This is a genomic window from Pseudomonas sp. WPR_5_2, from assembly GCF_003634475.1.
Classification (GTDB): domain Bacteria; phylum Pseudomonadota; class Gammaproteobacteria; order Pseudomonadales; family Pseudomonadaceae; genus Aquipseudomonas; species Aquipseudomonas izuensis.
This window is the reverse complement of sequence record NZ_RBLA01000004.1, coordinates 471036-495049: the sequence shown is the minus strand read 5'-3', so window position 1 is coordinate 495049 and position 24014 is coordinate 471036. Positions and strand designations below refer to the sequence as shown.

The 24014-nt window shown below is 60.6% G+C and carries 22 protein-coding genes; 3 read left to right on the top strand and 19 right to left on the bottom strand.

Annotation, left to right across the window (positions count from 1 at the left end):
- Positions 1–63 precede the first annotated feature (63 nt).
- The 13 genes from BJ917_RS17925 to BJ917_RS17850 form a co-directional block, all read right to left on the bottom strand.
- Positions 64–693: a class I SAM-dependent methyltransferase gene (locus BJ917_RS17925; RefSeq protein WP_121103977.1), complete on the bottom strand. Its 630-nt coding sequence runs from the start codon at positions 691–693 to the stop codon at positions 64–66.
- A gap of 149 nt (positions 694–842) precedes the next feature.
- A complete protein-coding gene (locus BJ917_RS17920; RefSeq protein WP_096513939.1) occupies positions 843–1196 on the bottom strand; it encodes a DUF6124 family protein in 354 nt (117 codons plus the stop codon).
- 523 nt (positions 1197–1719) lie between these two features.
- Positions 1720–2364, bottom strand: a complete 645-nt coding sequence (locus tag BJ917_RS17905) for a methionine ABC transporter permease (RefSeq protein ID WP_096513937.1) — start codon at positions 2362–2364, stop codon at positions 1720–1722.
- The gene (locus BJ917_RS17900) at positions 2354–3475 is read right to left on the bottom strand and encodes a methionine ABC transporter ATP-binding protein (protein WP_121103975.1); all 1122 of its coding nucleotides are present in this window, start codon (positions 3473–3475) and stop codon (positions 2354–2356) included. The genes BJ917_RS17905 and BJ917_RS17900 overlap by 11 nt, the downstream gene beginning before the upstream one ends.
- A 2-nt stretch (positions 3476–3477) precedes the next feature.
- On the bottom strand, positions 3478–4287 hold the full coding sequence (locus tag BJ917_RS17895; protein WP_096513935.1) for a MetQ/NlpA family ABC transporter substrate-binding protein: 810 nt from the start codon (positions 4285–4287) through the stop codon (positions 3478–3480).
- 127 nt (positions 4288–4414) lie between these two features.
- Complete coding sequence (locus tag BJ917_RS17890) at positions 4415–5773, bottom strand: LLM class flavin-dependent oxidoreductase (protein ID WP_121103974.1); 1359 nt, start codon at positions 5771–5773, stop codon at positions 4415–4417.
- Positions 5773–6966: an SfnB family sulfur acquisition oxidoreductase gene (locus BJ917_RS17885; protein ID WP_121103973.1), complete on the bottom strand. Its 1194-nt coding sequence runs from the start codon at positions 6964–6966 to the stop codon at positions 5773–5775. Before BJ917_RS17885 ends, BJ917_RS17890 begins: the two co-directional genes overlap by 1 nt.
- 23 nt (positions 6967–6989) lie before the next feature.
- On the bottom strand, positions 6990–8231 hold the full coding sequence (locus BJ917_RS17880; protein WP_121103972.1) for an SfnB family sulfur acquisition oxidoreductase: 1242 nt from the start codon (positions 8229–8231) through the stop codon (positions 6990–6992).
- Positions 8232–8546: 315 nt separating this feature from the next.
- Positions 8547–9248 carry a hypothetical protein gene (locus BJ917_RS17870; RefSeq protein WP_121103971.1) on the bottom strand — a complete coding sequence of 234 codons (702 nt, stop codon included), beginning with the start codon at positions 9246–9248 and terminating at the stop codon, positions 8547–8549.
- 423 nt (positions 9249–9671) lie between these two features.
- A complete protein-coding gene (gene tcyN, locus BJ917_RS17865; protein WP_096513930.1) occupies positions 9672–10427 on the bottom strand; it encodes an L-cystine ABC transporter ATP-binding protein TcyN in 756 nt (251 codons plus the stop codon).
- A 4-nt stretch (positions 10428–10431) separates the two neighbouring features.
- Entirely contained in the window at positions 10432–11097 is a 666-nt protein-coding gene (tcyL, locus tag BJ917_RS17860) for a cystine ABC transporter permease (RefSeq protein WP_121103970.1), read from the bottom strand.
- Positions 11097–11897, bottom strand: coding sequence for a cystine ABC transporter substrate-binding protein (gene tcyJ, locus BJ917_RS17855; RefSeq protein ID WP_096513928.1), 801 nt, complete (start codon positions 11895–11897; stop codon positions 11097–11099). Before tcyJ ends, tcyL begins: the two co-directional genes overlap by 1 nt.
- A 316-nt stretch (positions 11898–12213) precedes the next feature.
- Complete coding sequence (locus BJ917_RS17850; RefSeq protein WP_121103969.1) at positions 12214–13206, bottom strand: D-cysteine desulfhydrase; 993 nt, start codon at positions 13204–13206, stop codon at positions 12214–12216.
- 191 nt (positions 13207–13397) lie between these two features.
- Between BJ917_RS17850 and epsC the strand changes: the two genes are divergently transcribed.
- Complete coding sequence (epsC, locus tag BJ917_RS17845; RefSeq protein WP_096513926.1) at positions 13398–14324, top strand: serine O-acetyltransferase EpsC; 927 nt, start codon at positions 13398–13400, stop codon at positions 14322–14324.
- 382 nt (positions 14325–14706) lie between these two features.
- Positions 14707–16662 (top strand): choline transporter BetT, encoded by a 1956-nt coding sequence (betT, locus tag BJ917_RS17835; protein ID WP_177435599.1) that lies wholly within the window; start codon positions 14707–14709, stop codon positions 16660–16662.
- A gap of 8 nt (positions 16663–16670) precedes the next feature.
- On the opposite strand, the gene BJ917_RS17830 is transcribed toward betT, so the two are convergent.
- The gene (locus BJ917_RS17830) at positions 16671–16931 is read right to left on the bottom strand and encodes a hypothetical protein (protein ID WP_096513924.1); all 261 of its coding nucleotides are present in this window, start codon (positions 16929–16931) and stop codon (positions 16671–16673) included.
- Positions 16932–17194: 263 nt separating this feature from the next.
- On the opposite strand from BJ917_RS17830, the gene mgrA reads away from it, so the two are divergent.
- On the top strand, positions 17195–18232 hold the full coding sequence (gene mgrA / locus BJ917_RS17825) for an L-glyceraldehyde 3-phosphate reductase (RefSeq protein ID WP_121103967.1): 1038 nt from the start codon (positions 17195–17197) through the stop codon (positions 18230–18232).
- 150 nt (positions 18233–18382) lie between these two features.
- Here the strand turns inward: mgrA and tauD are convergent, their stop codons facing one another.
- From tauD to gshA, 5 genes are all read right to left on the bottom strand, one after another.
- Positions 18383–19225: a taurine dioxygenase gene (tauD, locus tag BJ917_RS17820; protein ID WP_121103966.1), complete on the bottom strand. Its 843-nt coding sequence runs from the start codon at positions 19223–19225 to the stop codon at positions 18383–18385.
- A 129-nt stretch (positions 19226–19354) separates the two neighbouring features.
- Positions 19355–20188 carry a taurine ABC transporter permease TauC gene (gene tauC / locus BJ917_RS17815; protein WP_096513921.1) on the bottom strand — a complete coding sequence of 278 codons (834 nt, stop codon included), beginning with the start codon at positions 20186–20188 and terminating at the stop codon, positions 19355–19357.
- On the bottom strand, positions 20185–20979 hold the full coding sequence (gene tauB, locus BJ917_RS17810; protein ID WP_121103965.1) for a taurine ABC transporter ATP-binding subunit: 795 nt from the start codon (positions 20977–20979) through the stop codon (positions 20185–20187). The genes tauC and tauB overlap by 4 nt, the downstream gene beginning before the upstream one ends.
- A 16-nt stretch (positions 20980–20995) precedes the next feature.
- Positions 20996–21973 (bottom strand): taurine ABC transporter substrate-binding protein, encoded by a 978-nt coding sequence (gene tauA / locus BJ917_RS17805; protein ID WP_121103964.1) that lies wholly within the window; start codon positions 21971–21973, stop codon positions 20996–20998.
- 276 nt (positions 21974–22249) lie between these two features.
- Positions 22250–23833, bottom strand: a complete 1584-nt coding sequence (gene gshA / locus BJ917_RS17800) for a glutamate--cysteine ligase (protein ID WP_121103963.1) — start codon at positions 23831–23833, stop codon at positions 22250–22252.
- Positions 23834–24014: the final 181 nt, after the last annotated feature.

The following is a 24014-nucleotide window of genomic DNA, read 5'->3' as shown; positions in this document are numbered from 1 at the left end:
AGAGCATCGCTGGCAAGCCAGCTCCTGTAGGAGCTGGCTTGCCAGCGAAGGCGGCCGAACTGCCTACGCAGATTTACGCCAGACACTCGCCAACCAAGGCTGCTGCTCCCGCGGCAACCCCGCCGGCCGGTAGTAATGCTCAAGCTCCACAAACCCCGCCTCGGTCAGCAACTGCTGCCACGCCGCCAGGTCGTGATACGCCCCATAACGCGGCCCGTTCCAGCCTTCCTGATTCTCGCCACGGGGGTTGGAACTGAACAACACGCCACCTTGCTTCAATGTCGCGCGCAATTCCTGCAAGACCCGTGGCAACTCCTGACGAGGGATATGGAACAACACCGCATTGGCGAAAATCCCGTCGAAGCGTTCGTCCGGCAGATCGAGCTTCAAAAAGTCCTGTTGCCAAACCTCGCAACCGCTGTCCTCACGGGCCATCTGCGCGAACTTCTCCGAACCATCGAGGCCAACAGCCTTGTGGCCCATGCGAGTGAACGTCTGCAAGTCACGACCCGGTCCGCAGCCAAAATCGAGAATGTCGAATGGCGCCTCGCCCTGGATATGCCGCATCAGCGCATCGATGTTCTGGCTGACGTCGTGATCACGGGTGCCTTCACGAAAACTATCGGCCACCGCGTTGTAATGGGCCAGGGTGGTGGAAGTGATCTGGTCGAGGTCGGTGGGGGTCTGTTTCATGGTGGGCTGCGCAGGCGATTGGGATGTGCCGAATATACGCCATGGCGCCGGGGCCTGCTGCGCAGCCCATCGCGAGCAAGCTTTGCTCCCACAGTTGATCGCGTACCCCTGTGGGAGCAAAGCTTGCTCGCGATGGCGGTGGTGCAGACTCAGTCGTGCTTCATCCCCAAACACTCAATCGACCGGTCCACCATCGCCTTGGCAATCTCCAGCAAATGCCACACCGAAAACACCATGGCCCGGTCGGCACCCTTGAGGTGGTCGCCGCACTGATAGGCGGTCACCGATGCACAGCGCAGCAGATCGGCGATGTAGAGTTGGGTGTCTTCGAAACTCACGTCCTTGCTGACGTTGTAGAACCGCAGTTCGTCGGGTGGTGAAGGCTGATCGCCGGTGAGGTAGAAATCGATGGCGCGGTAGAGGGCGGAGCGGTCTCTGAGCAGGTCGTCAGTGAGGGCTTCGTCGGAGGAGGTTTCTGGTGGATCGGGAACGGATTTTTCCATGAGTGTTGCTCCTATTGCTGCATGGGAGCCGTCACTTTTCGCCTACTAAACGTTGGGTGGCGGCTGTGCGCAGGTTAGTAGGCCGGTCAATAGGAAAAACCGGTGTACCCGAAGGTACCCCACGCACAGCCACCATATTTCTGCATGCGGCAAATCGCCGGACATGAGCCTGGAAACGCTATGCGCCTATTGTTCAGGGCTACTAAACCCGATCACTGATGAGCAGTGACCGGCCGAGACTAGCCACCGGATTTGGCAGGCGCAAGCGGGCGAAATGATCTAGGAAATGTCCTGCAAAGGAAAGGGATAGGGCCTTCGGAAAAGCTGATTTTCTTGTGAGAAAACTTACCTGTTGCGAAGAGGCTCTTGTGGCGAGGGAGCTTGCTCCCGCTGGGCTGCGAAGCAGCCCCAAAACCCTTCAATAGGGTGTGTCAGGAAAATGTGGGAGGCAGGTTTTGCGATGGCTGCGCAATCGAACGGGAGCAAGCTCCCTCGCCACAAAGGGCACCGTTGGCCACCAGGCTCAGCGCTTGTTCAGGCCCCGCGCCAGGCGATCTCCACCCAGCTGAATCACCGCCACCAACACCACCAGCAACACAATCACCGTCAGCATGATCTGGCTGTCAAAGCGCTGATACCCATACCGATACGCAATGTCCCCCAGCCCACCGGCACCAATCGCCCCGGCCATGGCCGAGGAGTTGATCATCGTCACCAAAGTGATGGTGAACCCGCCGACAATCCCCGGCAGCGCTTCAGGCAACAGCACATGCCAAACAATGTGCTGACGCCGGCAGCCCATGGCCTGTGCCGCTTCGATCAATCCGTGATCCACCTCGCGCAAACTGACTTCGGCAATCCGCGCAAAGAACGGCGTGGCCGCGATGGTCAGCGGCACCACGGCCGCCCAAACTCCGTAGGTGGTGCCGACAATCAGTCGGGTGAAGGGAATCAGCGCCACCATCAGAATCAGGAACGGAATCGAGCGAAACAGGTTCACGAACGCACCCAGTGCACGGTTCACCGTCGGGGCCTCGTAGATGCCGCCCTTGGAGCTGGTGACCAGGATCACCGCCAGCGGAATGCCCGCCAACAGTGCGATCAACGACGACACGCCGACCATCAAAAACGTATCGATAAAGCCTTGCAGCAAGCGATCAAACCACATAGCCCAGCACCTCCACCTGTTGCGCCCATTGGCTTGCGCGCTGACGCAATTGTTCGGCGTCAAGGGATGACCCGGTCACTGCCAGCAGCAGTTGCCCCAGCGCATGGCCCTGAATCCTTTCCACGCCACCCTGCAGCAGGCGTACGCGGCCACCGAGGGCACTGAACAGGGCGGCAATGTCGGGTTCGTCCTGCGCCGTTCCAGTGAATTGCAGACGCAGGACCACAGCGTCCTCCGAGGATTGCGGTTGCGCCTGCAGACGACTTTGCAACTCGGAAGGCAGGGCATGCTGCAAAGGTGCGAGCAAGGTCTTGCTGACCTCATGCTGCGGGTTGCCGAAGACCTCCCAGACCGGTCCCTGTTCGACCACGCGTCCGCGTTCGAGGACCACCACACGATCACAGATCTCGCGGATCACCGCCATTTCGTGGGTGATCAAAATGATGGTCAGGCCCAGGCGCCGGTTGATCTCGCGCAGCAAACCGAGAATCGATTGCGTGGTCTCCGGGTCCAGCGCCGACGTGGCTTCGTCGCACAACAAAATCGCCGGATCGTGAACCAGCGCGCGGGCGATGCCGACGCGCTGTTTCTGGCCACCGGACAGCTGCGAAGGATAGGCCTTGTGCTTGGCTTCCAGGCCGACCAGTTCCAGCAATTCACGGACCTTACGGTCGCGCTGTTCCTTCGATACGCCGGCAACCTTGAGCGGCAATTCGACGTTCTGCCAAACGGTCTTGGCCGACATCAAATTGAAGTGCTGAAAGATCATGCCGATGCGCCGGCGCAGTTTCACCAGACGGTCTTCATCGAACTCGCCGATGTCTACCTGATCGATCAACACCCGACCGCTGCTCGGTTGTTCGAGGCGGTTGATGGTGCGGATCAGCGACGATTTTCCGGCGCCGCTGCGGCCGATGATGCCGAACACTTCACCGCGCTGGATCGCCAGGTCGATGCCGTGCAGGGCGGCTACCGGGCCTTGCTGGCCTTCGTAGGTTTTGCCCAGGTTGATGAAGCGCACATGTGCGTGATTCAGATCCGGGTGCAGCTCAGTCTGGATCGCTCGATGAGGCGCTGGAATTTCCAGTCGCAGTTGGGTGGCAGCCGTCATGCTCAGCTCTCCCAACCGGCTTGATAGAGCTTGCCATGGGCTTTATCCAGCGCTGCGCGGACAGCTGGCGAATGCTGGTAGATGTCGACGAATTTGATCAGGCGCGGATCGGTTTTGCTCTTGGGCTGGATCACGAACTGAATCACGTACTCCTTGTGATCCAGGCCGTCGAACAGCAGGGCCGAGCCAGCGTCGAAGGTCTTCGACAGACGAATGTAGGCCGGATAGCCCTGCACCAGATCGGCGTCGTCATAGGCGCGCACCAGCTGCACGGCTTCAACCTGGAGGATCTTGATTTTCTTCGGATTGGCGATGATGTCTTCTTCGGTGGCCTTGTAGCCGACGCCCGGCTTGAGGGTGATCAAACCGGCCTTGGCCAGCAACTGCAAGCCGCGACCGCTGTTGATCGGATCGTTGGCGATGGCCACGCTCGCGCCCTCGGGCAGCTCGTCGAAGCTTTTGAATTTCTTCGAGTAGAGGCCGACGTTGTTGATGATCCCTGGTGCGAATGGCACCAGGTCAAACCCGGAGGCCGCCTTGGCGTTTTCCAGGAACGGGATGTGCTGGAAGTAGTTCACGTCGATGTCACCCGAGGCGAGGCTGACGTTCGGTGCAATCCAGTCGCTGAACTCCACGAGCTCGACTTTCAGGCCTTGTTTGCCGGCTTCTTCCACCGCCGCTTCAAGGGGAATGGCGAAGGCGGCGGTGGTGCCTATTTTCAGCGGCGCGTCGGCGGCGAAGGTGATGGAGCTGAAGAGGCCGAGGGCCAGGGCCAGTGCTTTGACTGGGCGAGAGAAGTGGTTTTTGGTCATGATGATTTTTCCAGTCAGTGCATAAATTTTGGGTGTTTATTCGGGCCTCATCGCTGACAAGCCAGCTCCCACAGGGATTTTGTGAGCGCCCGAAAAACCTGTAGGAGCTGGCTTGCCAGCGAAGCTTTTAGCGGCGGTAAGCCGAACCCGTATGTTGCTCAGGCAAATGCGCCCCTTCGCGAAACAGCTTTTCCCGCAAGCTGCCATCGTCATAAGCCGTCTTGTACGACCCACGCCGCTGCAGCTCCGGTATCACCAGAGCAATGAAATCCACATAGCTCTCCGGCGTGACGATGCGCGTCAGGTTGAAGCCATCGAGCCCGGTTTCGGCGATCCACGATTCCAGCTCATCCGCCACTTGCTCTGGCGAGCCGACCACGGTGATGTAGCGTCCGCCGAGGGCGTGTTGTTCGAGCAATTTGCGCCGGGTCCAGTCGTTGTTTTGCAGGTTTTTGGTGGCGGACTGGATGGCGTTGCTCTTCACGTACTGGATCGGTTCGTCGATGGCGTATTCGGAAAAGTCGATCCCGGTGGATGCCGAGAAATGCGCCACGCCGGCCTCGGCACTGGCGTAGCTCAGGTACTCGGCGTGCTTCGCCCAGGCCAGCTCTTCGGTGGCACCGACAATCACGTTCAGGCCCATGAACACCTTGATGTCCTCAGGGTTGCGCCCGGCCTCGACGGCGCTGGCGCGGACCTTGTCCACCTGCACCTTGGTCGACGGCTTGTTCTGGCCGCTGATGAACACGCATTCGGCATGGCGCCCGGCAAACAGCAAACCACGATCGGAGCTGCCGGCCTGGAACAGCACGGGCGTGCGCTGCGGTGACGGTTCGCACAGGTGATAACCCTCCACCTGATAGAACTCGCCCTTGTGCTCGACCTTGTGCACTTTGTCCGGCTGTGCGTAGACGCGTTTCTGCGGATCGTTCAGCACCGCGCCGTTTTCCCAGCTGCCTTCCCAGAGTTTGTAGAGCACCTCCAGGTACTCGTCGGCCTGGTCGTAGCGACGGTCGTGCTCGACCTGTTCGCTCAGGCCCATGGCCTTGGCGGCGCTGTCGAGGTAGCCAGTGACGATGTTCCAGCCCACACGACCGCGACTCAGATGATCGAGGGTCGACATGCGCCGGGCGAACAGGTACGGCGACTCGTAGGTGAGGTTGGCGGTCAGGCCGAAACCGAGGTTCTTCGTTACCGCTGCCATCGCCGACACCAGCAGCAGCGGATCGTTGACCGGCAGCTGGATCGACTCTTTCAGCGGCACGTCCACCGAGTTCTGGTAGACGTCGTAGACACCAACGATGTCGGCGATGAACAAACCGTCGAACAGCCCGCGCTCCAGCAGCTGCGCCAGTTCGGTCCAGTATTCGATCGTCTTGTATTGGGTCGAGGTGTCCCGTGGATGGGTCCACAGGCCATGGTTGATGTGCCCGATGCAGTTCATGTTGAACGCGTTGAGCAGGATTTTCTTTTTAGTGGCCGTCATCAGATGGTTCCCCGCAGTGGCGGGTTTTCATCGTTGAGGTAGTAGTTACCGATGGCGTGATACTTCCAGCGCACCGGGTCGTGCAGGGTATGCACCCGTGCGTTGCGCCAGTGGCGATCAAGGCCGTGCTCCCTCAGAGTCGCCTGGCTGCCGGCCAGCTCGAACAGCGTGGTGCCGGCGGCGAGGGAAATCTCGGTGCTGATGGCGCGGGCTTCGGCGACCGCAATCGATGCGGCGGCGACGGTCTCGGCATTGGTGTTGGCCTGGGCCTGGTCGAGGAATTCACCGGCACGTTCCAGCAACGCTTCGGTGGCGTGCAGCCGGATGCTCAAATGGCCGAAGCTCTTGAGGGTCAGCGGATCTTCAGTGGCTGTGTCGTGTGTGGCGTCGATCCATGGCCGGGTCTTGGTGCGCACGAAGTGCAGCGCATCTTCATAGGCGGCACGGGCGATGCCGGTGTCGATGGCGGCATGGAGAATCTGCGCCAGCGGGCCGACCGGGGTCGGGCGCTCGAAGGCGGTCTGGAACGGGATCACATCTTCGGCCGCAACAAAAACATCCTCGAACACCACCGAACCGCTGCCGGTGGTGCGCTGGCCGAAGCCGCTCCAGTCGTCGATCACCGTCAGGCCTTTGCTGTCGCGCGGGACAAACGCCAGTTGTTGTACGCCCTGTTCATCCACCACCGAGGTCGGGATGCGCTGGGCATAAATCGCGCCCGTGGCGTAGAACTTGCGACCGTTGATGCGATAGCCACTGCCGTCGTGGGTCAGGCGGGTCACGCGGTCATGGGCAGTCTTGGTGCCCAGCTCGGCGAGGGCATTACCAAAGCGTTGGCCCGCCAGTACTTCGGCGTACAGGCGTTTTTTCTGCTCTTTGCTGCCGTTTACGCGCAGCACTTCCAGGGCATAAAAATGGTTCTGCGGGATCTGGCCGAGGGAGCCATCCGCCTGGGCAATCATCGCGATGACCTTGGCCAGCGTGACGTTGGAAACACCGGCGCCGCCGTATTCTTTGGGCACGCTGATGCCCCACAGACCCGAACGGGAAAACACTTCCAGCTCCGGATATGGCAAACGGCGTTCACGGTCGCGCTGGGCGCTGTCGCGTTTGAAATCTTCGGCCAGGTCGCTGGCGACGACCAGGGCTTGCTCATCGCTGGTGATGACCGCGACGTGTTGAGAAATTGACATGTGTTTCTCCAGAGGTCTGGTCGTTAAATCCAGGAATGGCGAGCGGGTAGCGTGCCATTGAGGTGATAGGCGCCGACCGCGTGATATTTCCAGCGCACCGGATCATGCAGCGTGTGCACCCGGGCGTTGCGCCAATGACGGTCGAGGTTGAATTCGGCGAGGGTGGCGCGGCTGCCGGCCAGTTCGAAAAGCTTTTCGCTGGCCAGCAACGAGATCTCGGTGGTCAGCACTTTGGCTTCGGCCACGGCAATCGAAGCGTGGGCGGCGGACTCGGCGGTGAATGGCGCGGCACTGACCTGATCGAGCACTTGACCGGCTTTGCGCAGCAGGGCTTCGGCGGCATGCAATTCGATTTTCAGTTTGCCGATATCGGCGATCACGTACAGATCATCGCTGGCCCGCTCAACGTTGGCGTCGATCCATGGCCGAGCGCGGGTTTTCACGAACTCGATAGCATCATCGACGGCGCCCCGGGCGATGCCGGCGTCGATGGCGGCTTGAATCAGCTGCGAGACCGCTCCTTGAATATTTGGCTGTTCGTTGATCTTCCAGTTGTCGACCACCAGTTCGGCGTCGACTCGCACGTTGTTAAGCAAAATCGTGCCGCTGGCGGTGGTGCGCTGACCGAAGCCGGACCAGTCGTCGACGATGCGCAGCCCAGGCGTGCCGCGACGCACGAAGGCCAGCACTTGCTTGCCGTCGTCGTTGAGCGCCTTGACTGCAACCCAATGCGCGAACAGCGCGCCGGTGGAATAGAACTTCTGCCCGTTGAGGACAAAACCGTCGCCGTCGGCCGTGATGCGTGCCTTGAGTTCGAGGGTATTTTTGGTGCCGCGCTCGGGCCCGGCATTGCCGATGCGCCAGCCTTCGAGAACGCTTTTGAACAGCTGTGTTTTCTGCGCTTCGGTGGCACTGCCGAGTACCAGATTCAGTATGCCGAACTGGTTCTGCGGGATCTGCCCGAGGGCTGGGTCCGCGGCGGAAATGATCGCGAACACCTCGGCCAGGGTGACGAACGAAACCTGTGGACCACCGTATTCGCGGGGGATAGCGATGCTGCCCAGGCCGCTGCGGGTGAACTGTTCGATTTCCGACCATGGCAGCTTGCGCTGCTGGTCACGTTTGGCCGCTTGCAGGCGGGCGACGTGCGCCAGCTCATGGGCGGCCTTGATGGCTTGTGCGTCGTTGCGCAGGACTTGCGCGGGCAACAACAGCGGGGCGACATCCAGATCACTCTGGACGATTGCATCTGCCAGACTGGACATCAGTGCCGCTCCTTGGCTGCACGCAATGCCCTGGCGATCTGCACTGGGGTGATTGTGTTCCGGACCATACCTACCTCACATCTTATGGAAGCGCCGCTGTGCGGCGAACGAAAACAAGAATGTCCGGTGGTCCGGTGCATATACCCTAAGCGTTTATAAAAAACTTATGAACTAACTTTTAGGAATATACATAGAAAGAATCGCGGTCGGCGACAACTCCTGTAGGAGCGAGCCTGCTCGCGATGGTTGTTAACGATGACGCGGGCTGTCTGGATGCCTGCGTTGTCTGAACGTTCTTCGCGAGCAGGCTCGCTCCTACAGGGAGTGTCGGCCAACCTTCAACATTCGCGCCGGCGCCCAGCGCGAGTTGTTGCCTACCCGGTCGAGAATGCAGTAGGTCACCTCCAGTCGCAGATCTTCGCCGGCTTCGACAATGATTGCCGGTGGTACCCAGACGTGGATCGGCCGGCCCACGTCAGCCGCCATGAGCCGAGGCAGATCCATGCGCACATCGCCCCAGCGCAAGGTGATTTCATCGTCGGCTGCCATGTTCAGGTAAGGCTCGATGGTCAGCGGCACGCCACGCTGGATCTGTCGCCTGTTGAGCCCCCGGCGGCGGATGAAGGCGGGCAGATTTACCGGCGCCAGGAACTGATTTTCGTCATCACCGAGTGGGCCACCGGGGCATTCGAGCTTGACCGCTACCCGCGTCGCCACCGACAGCACCGGGTTTCTGCCGACCTGCATGACTCGGTAATGCACCCAAGGGGCACCGCTGACGATAAAGCTTTCCGGGACCCGCAGGCTGACGGTGTGGCCAGTGTCCTGCGCTGTCAGCACACGGGAGGCAACGAAGTGGCCGTTCCAGAACAATTCGATAAGGTCGCCGGTGCCCATGTCGGCGTACGGCCCTATGTCGACCCACAGGTCAGTCGCCGCAATGATATTGATACCGGCCTTGTGGGCCTGGGGCAGGGTGGGTGGCGCCAAAGCCGGGATGCGCGGGAGGCAGTTCATGGGTATCTCTCCTTGAAGTATTTCAGCGAAGTCCATATCGGAAACAAGCGGAAAGTAGCGGGTCAAGGTAGATAAGAGCGCGGTCTAAGTTGAGTCAATAGAGTGGATTAGTTAAAGGCGAGCTCTGCTGTAATTCAGAAGCTTCCTACATTTGGTAGTTAATTTGCGCTAAGGGAATGCCGCAAATAAACATGGCTTGTGTAGGAGCGAGCCTGCTCGCGATGGGTTCGAAGGCGCCGCGGGGAGCCGGTAATCCGGCGTAATCGTTAATGACCATTGCGAGCGAGCTCGCTCCTACAGTTGATGGTGGTCACCACTGCATTCGTTGGCGTGCATATATATGTAACGCACATAATGACAGGGAGTTAGTTGTGGGGTGGGTAACTTCCATCCATGGAAGTTGGGGGTTCTACGATGGGTGTTTCAAGCGTGTGAGTTATTCAGAAACTTGCTGAGAAACTGTTTTGTACGTTCTTCTTTCGGGTTGGCAAACAGCGCCTTGGCTTCGCCTTGTTCGACGATCACCCCCTTGTCGAAAAACACCACGCGGTTGGCCACGTCGCGGGCGAAAGCCATTTCGTGGGTCACGATGACCATGGTGCGATTCTCTTCGGCCAGGCCGCGGATCGTCGCCAGCACTTCGCCCACCAGTTCCGGGTCGAGGGCCGAGGTCGGTTCGTCGAACAGGATCACCTCCGGTTCCATCGCCAGCGCGCGGGCAATCGCCACACGCTGTTGCTGGCCGCCCGAAAGACGGCGCGGATAAGCATCTTCCTTACCCGCCAGGCCGACCTTGGCCAACAGCTTCTTGCCCAGGGCAACGGCATCGGCGCGCGGGGTCTTTTTCACCACGATCGGGCCTTCGATGACGTTTTCCAGGGCGGTGCGATGGGGGAACAGGTTGAAGTTCTGGAACACGAAGCCCACGTGCTGGCGCAAACGGCGCACCAGGCCTTGCTGCTGGTTCAGCGGACGGCTGCCATCGATCTCGATGTCGCCGACCTTGATCCGGCCGCTGGTGGGTTCTTCCAGGAAGTTCAGGCAACGCAGGAACGTGGTCTTGCCCGAGCCGCTTGGCCCGATGATCGCCACGACCTCGCCTTCCTTCACTTGCAGATCGATGCCGTTGAGTACGACTTGACCCTTGAACTGCTTTGTCAGTTTTTCCACGACAATCATTGGGTCAGGACTCCAGATCGTGCCGATTGACCCGGGCTTCCAACTGGTTCTGCAGGTGCGAAAGCATCGTGGCCAGGACCCAGTAGATCAGCGCGGCGGCAAGGTACATGGTGAAGACTTCGAAAGTCCGGGCGGTAATCAATTGCGCCTGTCGGAACAGCTCCGGCACCTGGATGGTAGCGGCCAGTGCGGTGTCCTTGACCAGTGAAATAAAGCTGTTGCCCAGCGGCGGCAACGCCGTGCGCATCGCTTGCGGCAGGATGGCCCGGCGCAGGGTCTGCGCGCGGGTCATGCCGATGCTGGCAGCCGCTTCCCATTGGCCGCGTTCGATCGATCCGATCGCGGCGCGCAGGATTTCACAGGCATAGGCGGCCATGTTCAGGGAGAAGCCTATCAGGGCCGCCGGCAGCGGATCGAGTTCCAGACCCAATTGCGGCAAGCCGTAATAGATCACGAACAGTTGCACCAGCAACGGCGTGCCGCGAAAGAACGACACGTAGATGCGGGCCAGCCAGCTTACCGATTTGAAACGCGACAGGCGCATCAGTGCCAGGCCGAAGCCCAGCACGAGGCCGAAGAGCATCCCGCCGAGGCTCAGGATTACCGTGTAGTACGCGCCTTTCAACAGGAAAGGCGCGGAGTCCAGCGCAAGTTGGAAAGCCGCTTCCATTATTTGGTGACGTCAGCTTGGAAGTACTTTTCCGAGATCTTGGCCAGGGTGCCGTCGGCACGCAGCTCATCGAGGGCCTTGTTTACCGCAGCCAGCAACTCTGGCTCACCTTTACGCAGGGCGATGCCGGATTCCTGACGGGAGAACGCTTGGCCGGCAGCCACGGTTTTCGGTGCTTTCTTGGCGTATTCAAGTGCGGCCAGTCGATCGATCAGAATGGCATCGGTACGGCCGTTGTTCAGATCTGCAAACTTGGTCGGATCATCGTCGTAGGTGCGCACATCAGCACCCGGCACGTTGGCTCGCACCCATTGTTCGTAGTTGGTGCCCAGGCCTACGCCGACTTTCTTGCCGGTCAGGTCAGCGGCGGTCTTGATGTTCAGCGCGGCTTCCTTGTCCTTCAGCACCAGCGCTTGAATCCCGGAGATGGTGTACGGCTCGGAGAAGTCATACTTCTTCTTGCGCTCGTCGGAGATGGTCACCTGATTGACCACTACGTCCAGGCGCTTGGATTCCAGCGCGGCGAGGATACCGTCCCACTTGGTGGGTTGAATCTTGGCCTTGACGCCCAACTTTTTGGCCAGAGCCTCGGAGAGCTCGACTTCGAAGCCCGCCAGCTTGCCGTTTTCGTCGACAAAGCTGAACGGTGGATAAGTGCCTTCCAGGCCGACGTTGATCACGCCTTTGTCCTTGATTTGTTGCAGCTGCTCACCGGCAACCGCTTGACCGATCAGGCCAGCGCTCAGTGCCAGGCCCAGCGAACCCACCAGCAGATTTCGACGTAGTGCGGAAAAATTCATGACAAGCCCCTGTGTTTTCTTATGGAAGACGCTTTAAAAAAGGTTGGCGAAATCGGGAATTGGACGACAGCGCTATCCTGCCCTAAAGCAGCGTATGCGTCTCTCGGGAAATTCGCCTGCGGTATGACTATATGATGGCGTTTTTAGATTAGAAAATAATAATTTCTATGTTTATTATTCTTTTATCGAATAATGCTTTTTACCTGTAGGAGCGAGCCTGCTCGCGAGGGTCGTCAACGATAACGCTGGCAACCTGACACCCCGCGGCGCCTTGTCGTCCATCGCGAGCAGGCTCGCTCCTACAGGGTTGCGGCGTCTACAGGAAATCCTTGTAGGCAAACAATGCCGGCGCCCCACCGGTGTGCAGGAAAATAATCGGGCCGTCATCGAAACGCTGACGTCCGATCCCATCCAGTAACCCCGCCATGGCCTTGCCCGTATAGACCGGGTCGAGCAGCAGGCCTTCCTGGCTTGCCACCAGCTTCACTGCCGCCAGCGTCCCGGCATTCGGTTCACCATAGCGTGGCCCAAAATACTCATCCCACAACTCGACCTTGAAATTCGCCGGCAAGCTCACGCCCAGCAACTCGGCGGTGCGCTCGGCCAAGCCTTGTACCTTCGGCCGCTGATCTTCCTCGCTGCGCGAAACCGTGACGCCGATCACTGGCAGATCCGGCAGCGCTTCGCTCAGCGCCAATGCCAGGCCGCTGTGGGTTCCGGCGCTGCCCGACGCCAGGACCACGGCGGCAAACTTCAGCCCGGTGTCCTTGATCTGCTCGGCCAGTTCCAGGCCGGCGCGCACATAACCCAGGGCGCCTAGCGCGTTGGAACCACCAATCGGCACCAGATAGGGTTTCTTGCCATTACTGCGCAAGCGGGCAGCCAGGGCCTGCAATTGTTCGTCGGCGTTGTCGAGGTTTTCCACAAGCTCGACCTTGGCCTCGAACAGGTCCAGCAGCAGCCGATTGCCATTGCCGACATAGTTGGCGTCGTCGGTGCCGAGGGGGTTTTCCAGCAGGGCGACACAACCGAGGCCAAGCTTGGCGGCAATCGCCGCCGTCTGGCGCACGTGATTGGACTGCAGCGCGCCTGCCGTGATCAAGGTGTCGGCACCCTGGGCCAGGGCATCGGCGGCCAGGTATTCGAGTTTGCGCAGCTTGTTGCCGCCCATGGCCAGTGGGGTCAGGTCATCGCGTTTGACGTACACATCGCGACCCAGCCAGGTCGACAGGCGTTCGAGTTTTTCCAGGGCGGTGGGCTGACCAAGCAGGTCGAGACGGTTAAAGCGGGCAAGCAGTTGTTTGATCATGAGTCCGTACTGGCGGTGGAGGATGAAAGGACTATAGGCACCCCTAAAAGCCTGGGCAACCGTCAATCGCCTTATAGCCAAAGATGCTTACTACAGCACAATTGGTTCTTAATTTGGCTCGCAGACCTTGCCGTAAAGTAATCGCCGTCAGTGCGGCCAGACAGTCCGGTCGCCCGTGAGGAGTTTTTACCGTGAGTGAGCGTTCCAGCCATTGGCAATTGCAGACCATCGTCAGTCAGCTGCGCACGGCACGCGATCAGTGGCGTGCACAAAATGGCCGCGCCAGCACCGAGCAGGGCGGTCGTGAGTTGCCGTCCCGGGCGGCGATGGCGGAGATTCTCGAAGCACTGTGTGGCGCACTGTTCCCTATGCGCCTGGGGCCGGTGGACCTGCGCGAGGAAAGTGAAGACTTTTACGTGGGCCACACCCTTGATGTCGCGCTGAATGCACTGCTGGCCCAGGCGCGGCTCGAATTGCGGTACGCCGCTCGCCACAGTGGCCGGGCCGACACCGAAATCGAGGCCAAAACCATCCAGATCATTCAGGACTTCGCCCTCGCCCTGCCGGGGCTGCGCAGCTTGTTGGATACCGACGTGCTGGCGGCCTATCACGGCGATCCGGCGGCACGTAGCGTCGATGAAGTGCTGTTGTGCTACCCGGGCATCCTGGCGGTGATTCACCATCGCCTGGCCCACCATTTGTACCGCGCCGGCTTGCCATTGCTGGCACGGATCAGCGCGGAAATCGCCCACTCGGCCACCGGCATCGACATTCACCCCGGTGCACAGATCGGCCGCAGTTTCTTCATCGACCACGGGACCGGCGTGGTGATTGGGGAGACGGCGATCATTGGCGAGCGGGTGCGGATTTATCAGGCCGTGACCCTGGGCGCCAAGCGCTTCCCGGCGGACGAAGATGGTCAGTTGCAGAAGGGCCAGCCGCGGCATCCGATTGTCGAGGACGACGTGGTGATCTATGCCGGCGCGACGATTCTGGGGCGGATCACCATCGGCAAGGGCTCGACCATTGGCGGCAACGTCTGGCTGACTCGCAGCGTACCGGCGGGCAGCAACCTGACCCAGGCGAGTCTGCAGCTGGATGATGGGACGCAGAAGTAAAGCTTTGAATTTTCGCTGACTGAGCTGGCCTCATCGCGGGCAAGCCCGCTCCCACAGGTTCTATGTACGCCACAGATCTTGTGGGAGCGGGCTTGCCCGCGATTGGATTTCAAGTCGAATCGAGCCAGCGGTCCCGATCAAATCTCGCGTCAAATCTTCCTTCGAGCTTGCCTGCCAACAGTACCGCCCAGCCCTGCGATTAGTCCTTAGCCCCCTATCTATGTTTAACTTGAACGTTCATTCAAGTTAAACCGGTGGTTCGCCGCCCGCTCACAACAGGAGGCTTGCCTTTGCTGAGTCCGATTTCTACAGCCACGTTTTCCCCCTTTGAGGTGCACCGTTGATGAGTGCATCGTCCCTCCCTTCAAGCGGCCTGGTCCGCATGAATCCGCCAGTGTTCTGGTTCGCCGCGAGTTTCATTCTGTTGTTCGGCCTCGTGGTCATGGCCATGCCCGAACAAGCCGGCGCCTGGCTGCTGGCGGCGCAAAACTGGGCGGCCAACACGGTCGGCTGGTACTACATGCTGGCGATGACCCTGTATCTGGTCTTCGTGGTGGTCACCGCGTTATCGGGCTACGGCAAGATAAAACTCGGTGCCGACCACGACGAGCCCGAATTCAGTTACCTGTCCTGGGCCGGCATGCTGTTCGCCGCCGGGATCAGCATCACCCTGTTTTTCTTCTGCGTGTCCGAACCGCTGACCCATATGCTCCAGCCGCCGCAAGGTGAGGCGGGCACGGCGGATGCGGCACGTCAGGCGATGCAGGTTCTGTTTCTGCATTGGGGGCTGCACGGCTGGGGCGTGTTCGCCTTCGTCGGCATGGCGCTGGCCTACTTCGCTTACCGGCACAACCTGCCGCTGGCCTTGCGCTCGGCGCTGTATCCGCTGATCGGCAAACGCATCAACGGCCCCATCGGTTACGCAGTGGACGGCTTCGGCATCATTGCCACGGTGTTCGGCCTCGGCGCCGACATGGGCTTTGGCGTGTTGCACCTCAACTCGGGGCTGGACTACCTGTTCGGTATCGCCCATACCCGGTGGATTCAGGTCGGCCTGATCACGCTGATGATGGGCGCGGCGATCATAGTGGCCGTGTCCGGTGTCGATAAGGGCGTGCGGGTCATGTCCGATATCAACATGCTGCTGGCCTGCGCGCTGTTGCTGTTCGTATTGTTCGCCGGCCCCACGCAGCACTTGCTCAACACCTTGATCCAGAACCTGGGCGATTACCTCGGCGCCTTGCCGATGAAGAGCTTCGACCTGTACGCGTATGACAAGCCCAGCGACTGGCTGGGCGGCTGGACGGTGTTCTATTGGGCCTGGTGGATCGCATGGTCGCCGTTCGTGGGCCTGTTCATCGCGCGGATTTCCCGAGGCCGGACCATCCGCGAGTTTGTCTTCGGCGTGCTGTTGATTCCCCTTGGTTTCACCCTGGCGTGGATGTCGATTTTCGGCAACAGCGCCATCGACCAAGTGCTCAACCACGGCATGTCGGCGCTGGGTATGTCGGCCATCGATAATCCGTCGATGACCCTCTACCTGCTGCTGGAAACCTACCCGTGGAGCAAAACCGTCATCGCGGTCACGGTGTTCATCAGCTTCGTGTTTTTCGTCACTTCCGCCGATTCAGGCACCGTGGTGCTGTCGACGCTGTCCGCCAAGGGCGGCGGCCCCGATGAAGACGGGCCGAAATGGCTGCGGGTGTTTTGGGGCGCGATGACTGCGCTGGTGACCAGCGCGCTGCTGTTTTCCGGCAGCATCGATGCGCTGAAGTCAGCGGTGGTGCTGACCTCGCTGCCGTTCTCGCTGATCCTGCTGTTGATGATGTGGGGCCTGCACAAGGCGTTCTATCTGGAATCGCAGAAGCAGATTGCGCAGATGCATTCCCTGGCACCGGTGTCCGGCTCGCGGCGGGGCGGCTGGCGCCAGCGCTTGAGTCAGGCGGTGCATTTCCCGTCGCGGGACGAGGTGTATCGCGTTCTCGATTCGACGGTACGCCCGGCCATCGAAGAGGTGTCGGCGGTGTTCATCGAAAAAGGCCTCGGCGTCGTCACCCACCCGGAGCCGGTCAACGACAGCGTCAGCCTGGAGATCGGTCACGGCGATCAGCACCCGTTCATCTATCAGGTGCAAATGCGTGGCTATTTCACGCCGTCGTTCGCCCGTGGCGGCATGGGTTCCAAGGAACTGAACAACCGGCGTTACTACCGGGCCGAAGTGCATTTGAGTGAGGGCAGTCAGGACTACGACCTGGTGGGTTACACCCGGGAGCAGGTGATCAACGACATCCTGGATCAGTACGAGCGGCACATGCAGTTCCTGCATCTGGTGCGTTGATCGGGCCTTCACGTCTCGGTGGTCAGCACCATGAACAACACCAGCGCCGCCACCGGGACACCGAATACGGCGCTGCCGACCATCAGTTCCATACTCAGTGGCTGGCCGGCATGCACCACCCCGACCGCGCCGTTGATCAACGTCAATGCCAGCCACAGGCCGACAAAGCCGTAGGCCAGTGTCTGGCGGGTGAAGCCGATTTTCTCGCCGATGTAGAGCATCAGCGCCAGGAGGATCAGGCCGAAGGTGATGATGATGGTGGTGTGCATATCGGGTTTCGTCCTGCGGATGTGTGGTGCCACTCAGGCCGCTTTCGCTGGCAAGCCAGCTCCTACAGGTTCTGGGCGGCCCGACCTGCCTGAAACCAGCTTAAACCAACCCGCCATTTACGCCGGACACTGCAAGGGCAAAGAAATCGTGAAACGTTTCAGCAATTAGTCGAATCCGGGGTTTTTTGGTGTTTGTCCGGGCGTATGCTGGGCGACTGGCGAAGCAGTCGAGACCAGATTCAAGACAGACAAGAGAGGATTCGATGACTTATACCGCTGCCGAAAACCGCTACGACTCCATCCCTTACCGCCGCGTGGGCCGCAGCGGGCTGATGCTGCCGGCGTTGTCCCTGGGCCTTTGGCACAACTTCGGCGACAGCACGCCGATCGACATCCAACGTGCGCTGTTGCGCACAGCGTTCGATCTGGGTATCAACCATTTCGACCTGGCCAACAACTATGGCCCGCCCTATGGCAGCGCCGAGATCAATTTCGGTCGATTGCTGCGTGAAGACTTCAAGCCGTACCGTGACGAGTTGATCATCTCCAGCAAGGCCGGTTGGGACATGTGGCCGGGCCCCTATGGTCAGGGTGGCGGTTCGCGCAAGTACGTGCTGGCCAGCCTCGACCAGAGCCTGCAACGCCTGGGCCTGGACTACGTGGACATTTTCTACTCTCACCGTTTCGACCCGGACACGCCGCTGGAAGAGACCGCCAGCGCCCTGGCCTCGGCGGTGCAACAGGGCAAGGCGCTGTACATCGGCATCTCGTCTTATTCCGGGGTGAAAACCCGGGAAATGGCAGCGTTGCTCAAGGAATGGAAAGTCCCGTTGCTGATTCATCAGCCGGCCTACAACCTGCTCAACCGTTGGGTGGAAAAAGACCTGCTGGACACCACCGAGGAACTGGGCACCGGGGTGATTGCCTTCACGCCGCTCGCTCAAGGGTTGCTGACCGACAAGTACCTCAACGGCGTCCCGGCGGATGCGCGGGTCAATCGACCGGGTGGCGGTTCTTTGCAGGCGTCGCACTTATCCGAGGCCAACATCGCTCACGTGCGCGCGCTGAACGAGATCGCCCGGCGTCGCGGTCAGAGCCTGGCGCAACTGGCGCTGGCGTGGACCTTGCGCGATCCACGGGTGACGTCGGCGCTGATCGGCGCGAGCCGGCCGGAGCAGATTGTCGAGAACGTGGGGGCGTTGAAGAATTTGAGTTTCAGTGTGGAAGAGTTGGCAGAGATTGACCGGTTTGCCCAGGAGGGCGGGATCAATCTTTGGGAGAAGCCTTCAACGGCGGAATGAGTGATCGGCACTGGATTTCCAGTGCCTGTTCCGACCTCTTCGCGGGCAAGCCCGCACCCACAGGATATGCGCCATTTCGAAGTCGGCGCAGTACCTGTGGGAGCGGGCTTGCCCGCGAAGGGGCCATCAAATTCAGCACAAATGGATTGATCAGCGGAAAAACGGCACACCCCCCAACACCGTAGCCCGATGCATCACCCGCCGCGCGGGCCGGTAATCATCTACCGCGTAATGCTGGGTCACGCGGTTGTCCCAGAATGCGATGTCGTCTTTCTGCCAGCGCCAGCGAATGGTGAATTCCGGCCGCGTGGCATGGGCGAACAGGAACTTCAGAACCGCCTCGCTCTCGGTTTCCGACAGTTCGTTGATCTTCGACGTGAAGCCTTCGTTGACGAACAGCGAGCGACGCCCGCTCACCGGATGTGTGCGGATCACCGGATGAGACAACGGCGGATTCTTGCGTCGTGCTTCTTCCCACTGCGCCAGCGCCTCAGGCGTGTTGCCGTAGCGCTCCAGCGGAAACGAACGGGTGAAATCGTGGGTGGCGGTCAGCCCTTCGAGCAGGTTTTTCATCGGCGTCGACAAGGCTTCGTAGGCTGCGATACCACTGGCCCACAGCGTGTCGCCGCCAAACTCCGGCAGCAGCTTGGCACTGAGCACCGCGCCCATGGCCGGGGTCGGCAGGAAGGTCACATCGGTGTGCCAGATCGCGTTGTCGCGCACGTCGGTCACGGCGGTGTCGAGGATCAGCACTTCTGGCTGTTCGGGCACGTTCGGATAGATCGGATGAATGTGCAGGTCGCCGAAGTTGGCGGCAAAGCGTGCCTGTTGCTGCGGAGTGATCGGCTGGTCGCGAAAGAACAGCACCTGATGCTTGAGCAGCGCCTGCTCGATGGCATCGCGTTGTTCCAGGTTCAACGGCTGGCTGATATCGACGCCGCTGATTTGCGCGCCGAGGGCAGAACTCAATGGGACGATGGACAAATTACTCATGGTCTTTCTCTTCAATCCGGGAGTACCAACTGTGGGAGCGAGCCTGCTCGCGAAAGCGCGGTGTCAGTCACTGAAATGTCGCCTGACACTCTGCATTCGCGAGCAGGCTCGCTCCCACAGGAAGGATAATCAGTGGGCCTGGCCGTGCCACGGCACCAGTTTGCGTTGCAGGGCGCGCAGGCCCATTTCCATGGCGAAGGCGATCAGCGCGATCACCAGAATCCCCAGCACCACCACATCGGTGACCAGGAACTGTGCGGCGGACTGCACCATGAAGCCCAAACCGCTGGTGGCGGCGATCAACTCGGCGGCGACCAGTGTTGACCAGCCCACGCCCAGGCCAATGCGCACGCCGGTCAAAATGTCGGGTAACGCACTCGGCAAAATCACATGGCGAATCAACTGCGACCGCGTTGCGCCCAACGACTGGGCGGCGCGCAACTTGGCCGGATCGACCGTGCGCACGCCGGTGGCGGTGGCGATGGCGATCGGAGCGAAAATCGCCAGGTAGATCAGCAGGACCTTCGACAGCTCGCCGATGCCGCACCAGATCACGATCAGTGGCAGATAGGCCAACGGCGGGATCGGGCGGTAGAACTCGATCAGTGGATCGAGCACGCCCCGCGCAATGCGATTGGCGCCGATGGCAATGCCCACCGGCACGGCGGTCAGCACCGCAAAACCCAGGCCCAGGCCGATGCGGCTGAGGCTCGCGCCCAAGTGCTGCCACAGGGTCGAATCCATGTAACCGGTGGTTGCCAGCAGCCAGCCTTTTTGCAGCACGGCGGACGGTGGCGGCAGGAACAGCGGCTCGATCAGCCCGCTGGCGGTCACGGCCCACCAAATGATCACCAGGGCAGCCAGGGTCAGCAGGCTGATCCAGCGAATGCTCAAGCTGCGGCGTACCGGTATCGCGGTAGCGCCGGGTTTTACCGCCGCAACGGGAATTTCATAGCTGCTCATGCGCGCTCCTGCCGCTGGGCGGCGCTGCGTTGGGAGAACACTCTGGCGAGCACGTGTTCGCGGGTTTCAATAAAACGCGGGTCGGATTTGATCGCGCGGGCCGATTCACCGGCGGCGTAACGCTGACCAAAATCCAGGCTCAGGCGCTCGACGATTTGCCCGGGATTCGGGGCGAGCAAAATCAGGTCGGTGGCGAGAAATACCGCTTCCTCGATGTCATGGGTGATCAGGAAAACCGGTTTGGCGGTACGCCGCCAGACTTGCAGCAGCAGCTCCTGCATTTGTTCGCGGGTGAAGGCATCGAGGGCGCCGAAGGGTTCGTCCATCAGCAATACACGCGGGTCGGCGGCAAGGGCACGGGCGAGGCCGACGCGCTGTTTCTGGCCGCCGGAGAGCTGCCAGATGCGGCGGTTTTCGAAGCCGGACAGATCCACCAGCGAGAGCATTTCCCGAGCGCGGATTTCACGTTTGTCCCGGGCAATACCGGCCAGTTCCAGACCGAACCCCACATTGGCCAGCACATCCTGCCAGGGCAGCAGGGCGTCGTCCTGGAACACCACGCCGCGTTCGGCGCTGGGGCCTTTGACCGGCACGCCATCGAGGGTGATGCGCCCGGCGCTGGGTTCGACGAAACCGGCGATCAGGTTCAACAGCGATGTCTTGCCACTGCCGGACGGGCCGAGGGCGACCAGCAACTGCTGGGGCCCCAGGCTCAGGGAAATATCCGCCAGCACAGGTGTAGGGCTGCCGGGGTACTGTGCGCTGATGCGCTCCAGCTGTAGCAAAGCCATCGCGGTCAACTCCCGATCAGTTGGTGATGAACTTGGCGCTGACGTACGGCGCGTAGTCCGGCAGTACGGCCTCGACCTTGCCTTGTTCCTTGAGGAACACGGCGGTGTCGGTAATAGCCTTGGTGGTCGGTGCGCCCAGGGTGACGACCTGATCGGCCGCCAGTGGGTAGACGTTACCTTGCAGCAACAGCGGAATATCGCTGGCCTTGGCACCGGAGAGCTTCACCAGCTTGTCGACATTGGCCTGATTGGCGAGCCAGGCTTTCGGGTCTTTGCGGTAATCGGCGTAGGCATCCAGGGTCACTTTGGCGAAAGCAGTGACGATATCCGGATGTTTCTCGGCGAAATCTTTACGCACGATCCAGGCATCGAAGGTCGGCGCGCCGAACTTGGCCAGTTCGCCGGAAGTGATCAGCACTTTGCCGTTTTCCTTGGCGACACCCAGTGCCGGGTCCCATACGTAGGTGGCGTCGATGTCGCCGCGCTTCCATGCTGCGATGATTGCTGGCGGGGCGAGGTTGAGCACGGTGACTTTCGATGGATCGATGTTCCAGTGCTTCAGCGCGGCCAGCAGGCTGTAGTGGCCGGTGGAAACGAATGGCACGGCGATCTTCTTGCCGATCAGGTCTTGCGGGGTTTTGATCCCGGAACCGTCGCGAGCCACCAGGGCTTCGGCGGCGCCGATCTGGGTGGCGATGAGGAAGGTTTCCACCGGCACTTTGCGGGTGATAGCTGCCGTCAGCGGGCTGGAACCGAGGTAGCCGATCTGCACGTCGCCGGAAGCGATGGCTGCGATGATGTCGGCGCCGTTATCGAATTTGCGCCAGCTGATGTCGGCCTTGGTGGCTTTTTCATACGCGCCGTCGGCCTGGGCGACTTTCGCCGGATCAACGGTGGTCTGGTAGGCGACAGTGACGTCAGCCGCCTGGACAAACAAACTCGCGGCAGCCAAAGACGCGGCCGCCAGCAAGCGAAGGGGGAAAGTCAGTTTCATGGGGAAGCTCCTTGTCAGGCGACCGAGAGTCGGCGTGAAAGGAGACTAAATGATCTAAGAATTCGAAAATAAATAACTTTTTCGAATGAGCTTATGAGCGGAAGGTTTTAAAGGCGGTAGTCGTGAACCGCCTTTGTGGCGAGGGAGCTTCTTCCCGCTGGAGGCCGAAGGCCTCCAAAATGCAACGATGCAGATGCGCCTGGATAAACACCATCGCTGATTTTGCGACTGCTGCGCAGCCGAGCGGGAGCAAGCTCCCTCGCCACAGGAGAGTGGCTAGTTACTGATCGCCAGAATGCTCGCCTGATACGACCCGACAAACACATCGAAATCGCCAACCTCGTTCTGCTCAAGCTCCACTTGCTCAGCCAGTGACGACCGTGCGCGTTCTTCAAACTTCGCCTGGTCTTCGCGGGACAACGGCTCGCTGCGGAAGAGCTCCGCGTGGGCCTGGCTCTGACGCAGCGAGAACCGGGCAAAGCTCTCCTTGTGCTCGGCCATTGCTGCGAGGACCTGGGCCGAAGGCGTCAGGGACGGGTCCTTGACCTTGGCCAGCTGGGCATCCAGCGCCTTGCTGTGGGCATCGCCGCCATGGCTTTGATCCAGCAGCGCGGCCAGTGGCGCGATGTTTTCCAGCAATTGGCCCGCCCACTCCTTCAGGTCCACAGGGTGACCGTCGCGTTGCAGTTGCAGGCCCGGGCGGCGGCCTTCCTTGACGACGCTGAGGAAGTTCGACGTCGCGTTGCCGCAGCTGGTGTTGGTCAGCAGCGGGCTGTCGTTCAGGGCGCAGTACAGCAGGAAGGCGTCGAGGAAACGCGATTCGGTGATGTCGATGCCCATTGGCAGGAACGGGTTGATGTCCAGGCAACGAACTTCTACGTACTGGATGCCGCGAGCCATCAGCGCCTGGATCGGCCGCTCGCCGGAATAGGTCACGCGTTTGGGGCGGATATTGGAGTAGTACTCGTTTTCGATCTGCAGGATGTTGGTGTTGAGCTGAACCCACTCACCGTCCTTGTGCGTACCGACCTCGACGTACGGCGCATAGGGTGTCGCCACCGCCTTGCGCAGGCTGTCGGTGTAGCTGACGAGATCGTTGTAGCACGGCGTCAGGCCGGCCTGGGCGTTGCTCTGGTAACCCAGATCGCTCATGCGCAGGCTGGTGGCGTACGGCAGATACAAGGTGTCCGGGTCCAGCTGTTCCAGCTGATGCGAACGACCGCGCAGGAAACCGGCGTCCAGTGCTGGCGACGCGCCGAACAGGTACATCAGCAGCCAGCTGTAGCGGCGGAAGTTACGGATCAGGGCAATGTAGGACGACGACTGGAAGTCGCGGTCGGTGCCGACAAAACCTTCAGCCGCTTTAAGCAACGGCCAGAGTTTTTCCGGCAGGGAAAAATTGTAGTGAATCCCGGCGATGCACTGCATGGTCTTGCCATAGCGCAGGGCCAGGCCCTTGCGGTACACGTACTTGAGCTGACCGATGTTGGACGTGCCGTAATAGGCAATCGGGATATCTTCCTCGGCCGGCAACGGGCACGGCATCGATGGACTCCACAGGTACTCGTTGCCGAGCTTGCTGTAGGCAAAACGGTGAATGCTGTCCAGGCTCGCCAGCGTATCGGCAGGATCGGGCAAGGCCGGGGTGATGAACTCCAGCAGCGACTCGGAATAGTCGGTGGTGATCTGTTCATTGGTCAGCGCGGAACCCAATGCTTCCGGGTGCGGCGTTTGCGCCAGGCGACCTTCGCCGGTCACGCGCAGGCATTCACGTTCGATGCCGTGAAGGCACTGTTCGAGCAGAGAGAGGTTGGCACGCTCGCCGAGCAGGGCCAGGCGGCGGTTGAGAAGTTCGCTCAAGTTGGATTCCTTCACGCGTCAGTCGCCCCAATATGGGGGTGGGCAAGACGGTCTACAAGGGTGAAGTTGAAACTGGCGTTTTCGCCTGGTTTTTTGAGCCGCGCAGGTACTGACTGTCGTAATCCCCTGTGGGAGCGAGCCTGCTCGCGAAGAGGGAATGTCAGCGACATTGAAGTCTCCT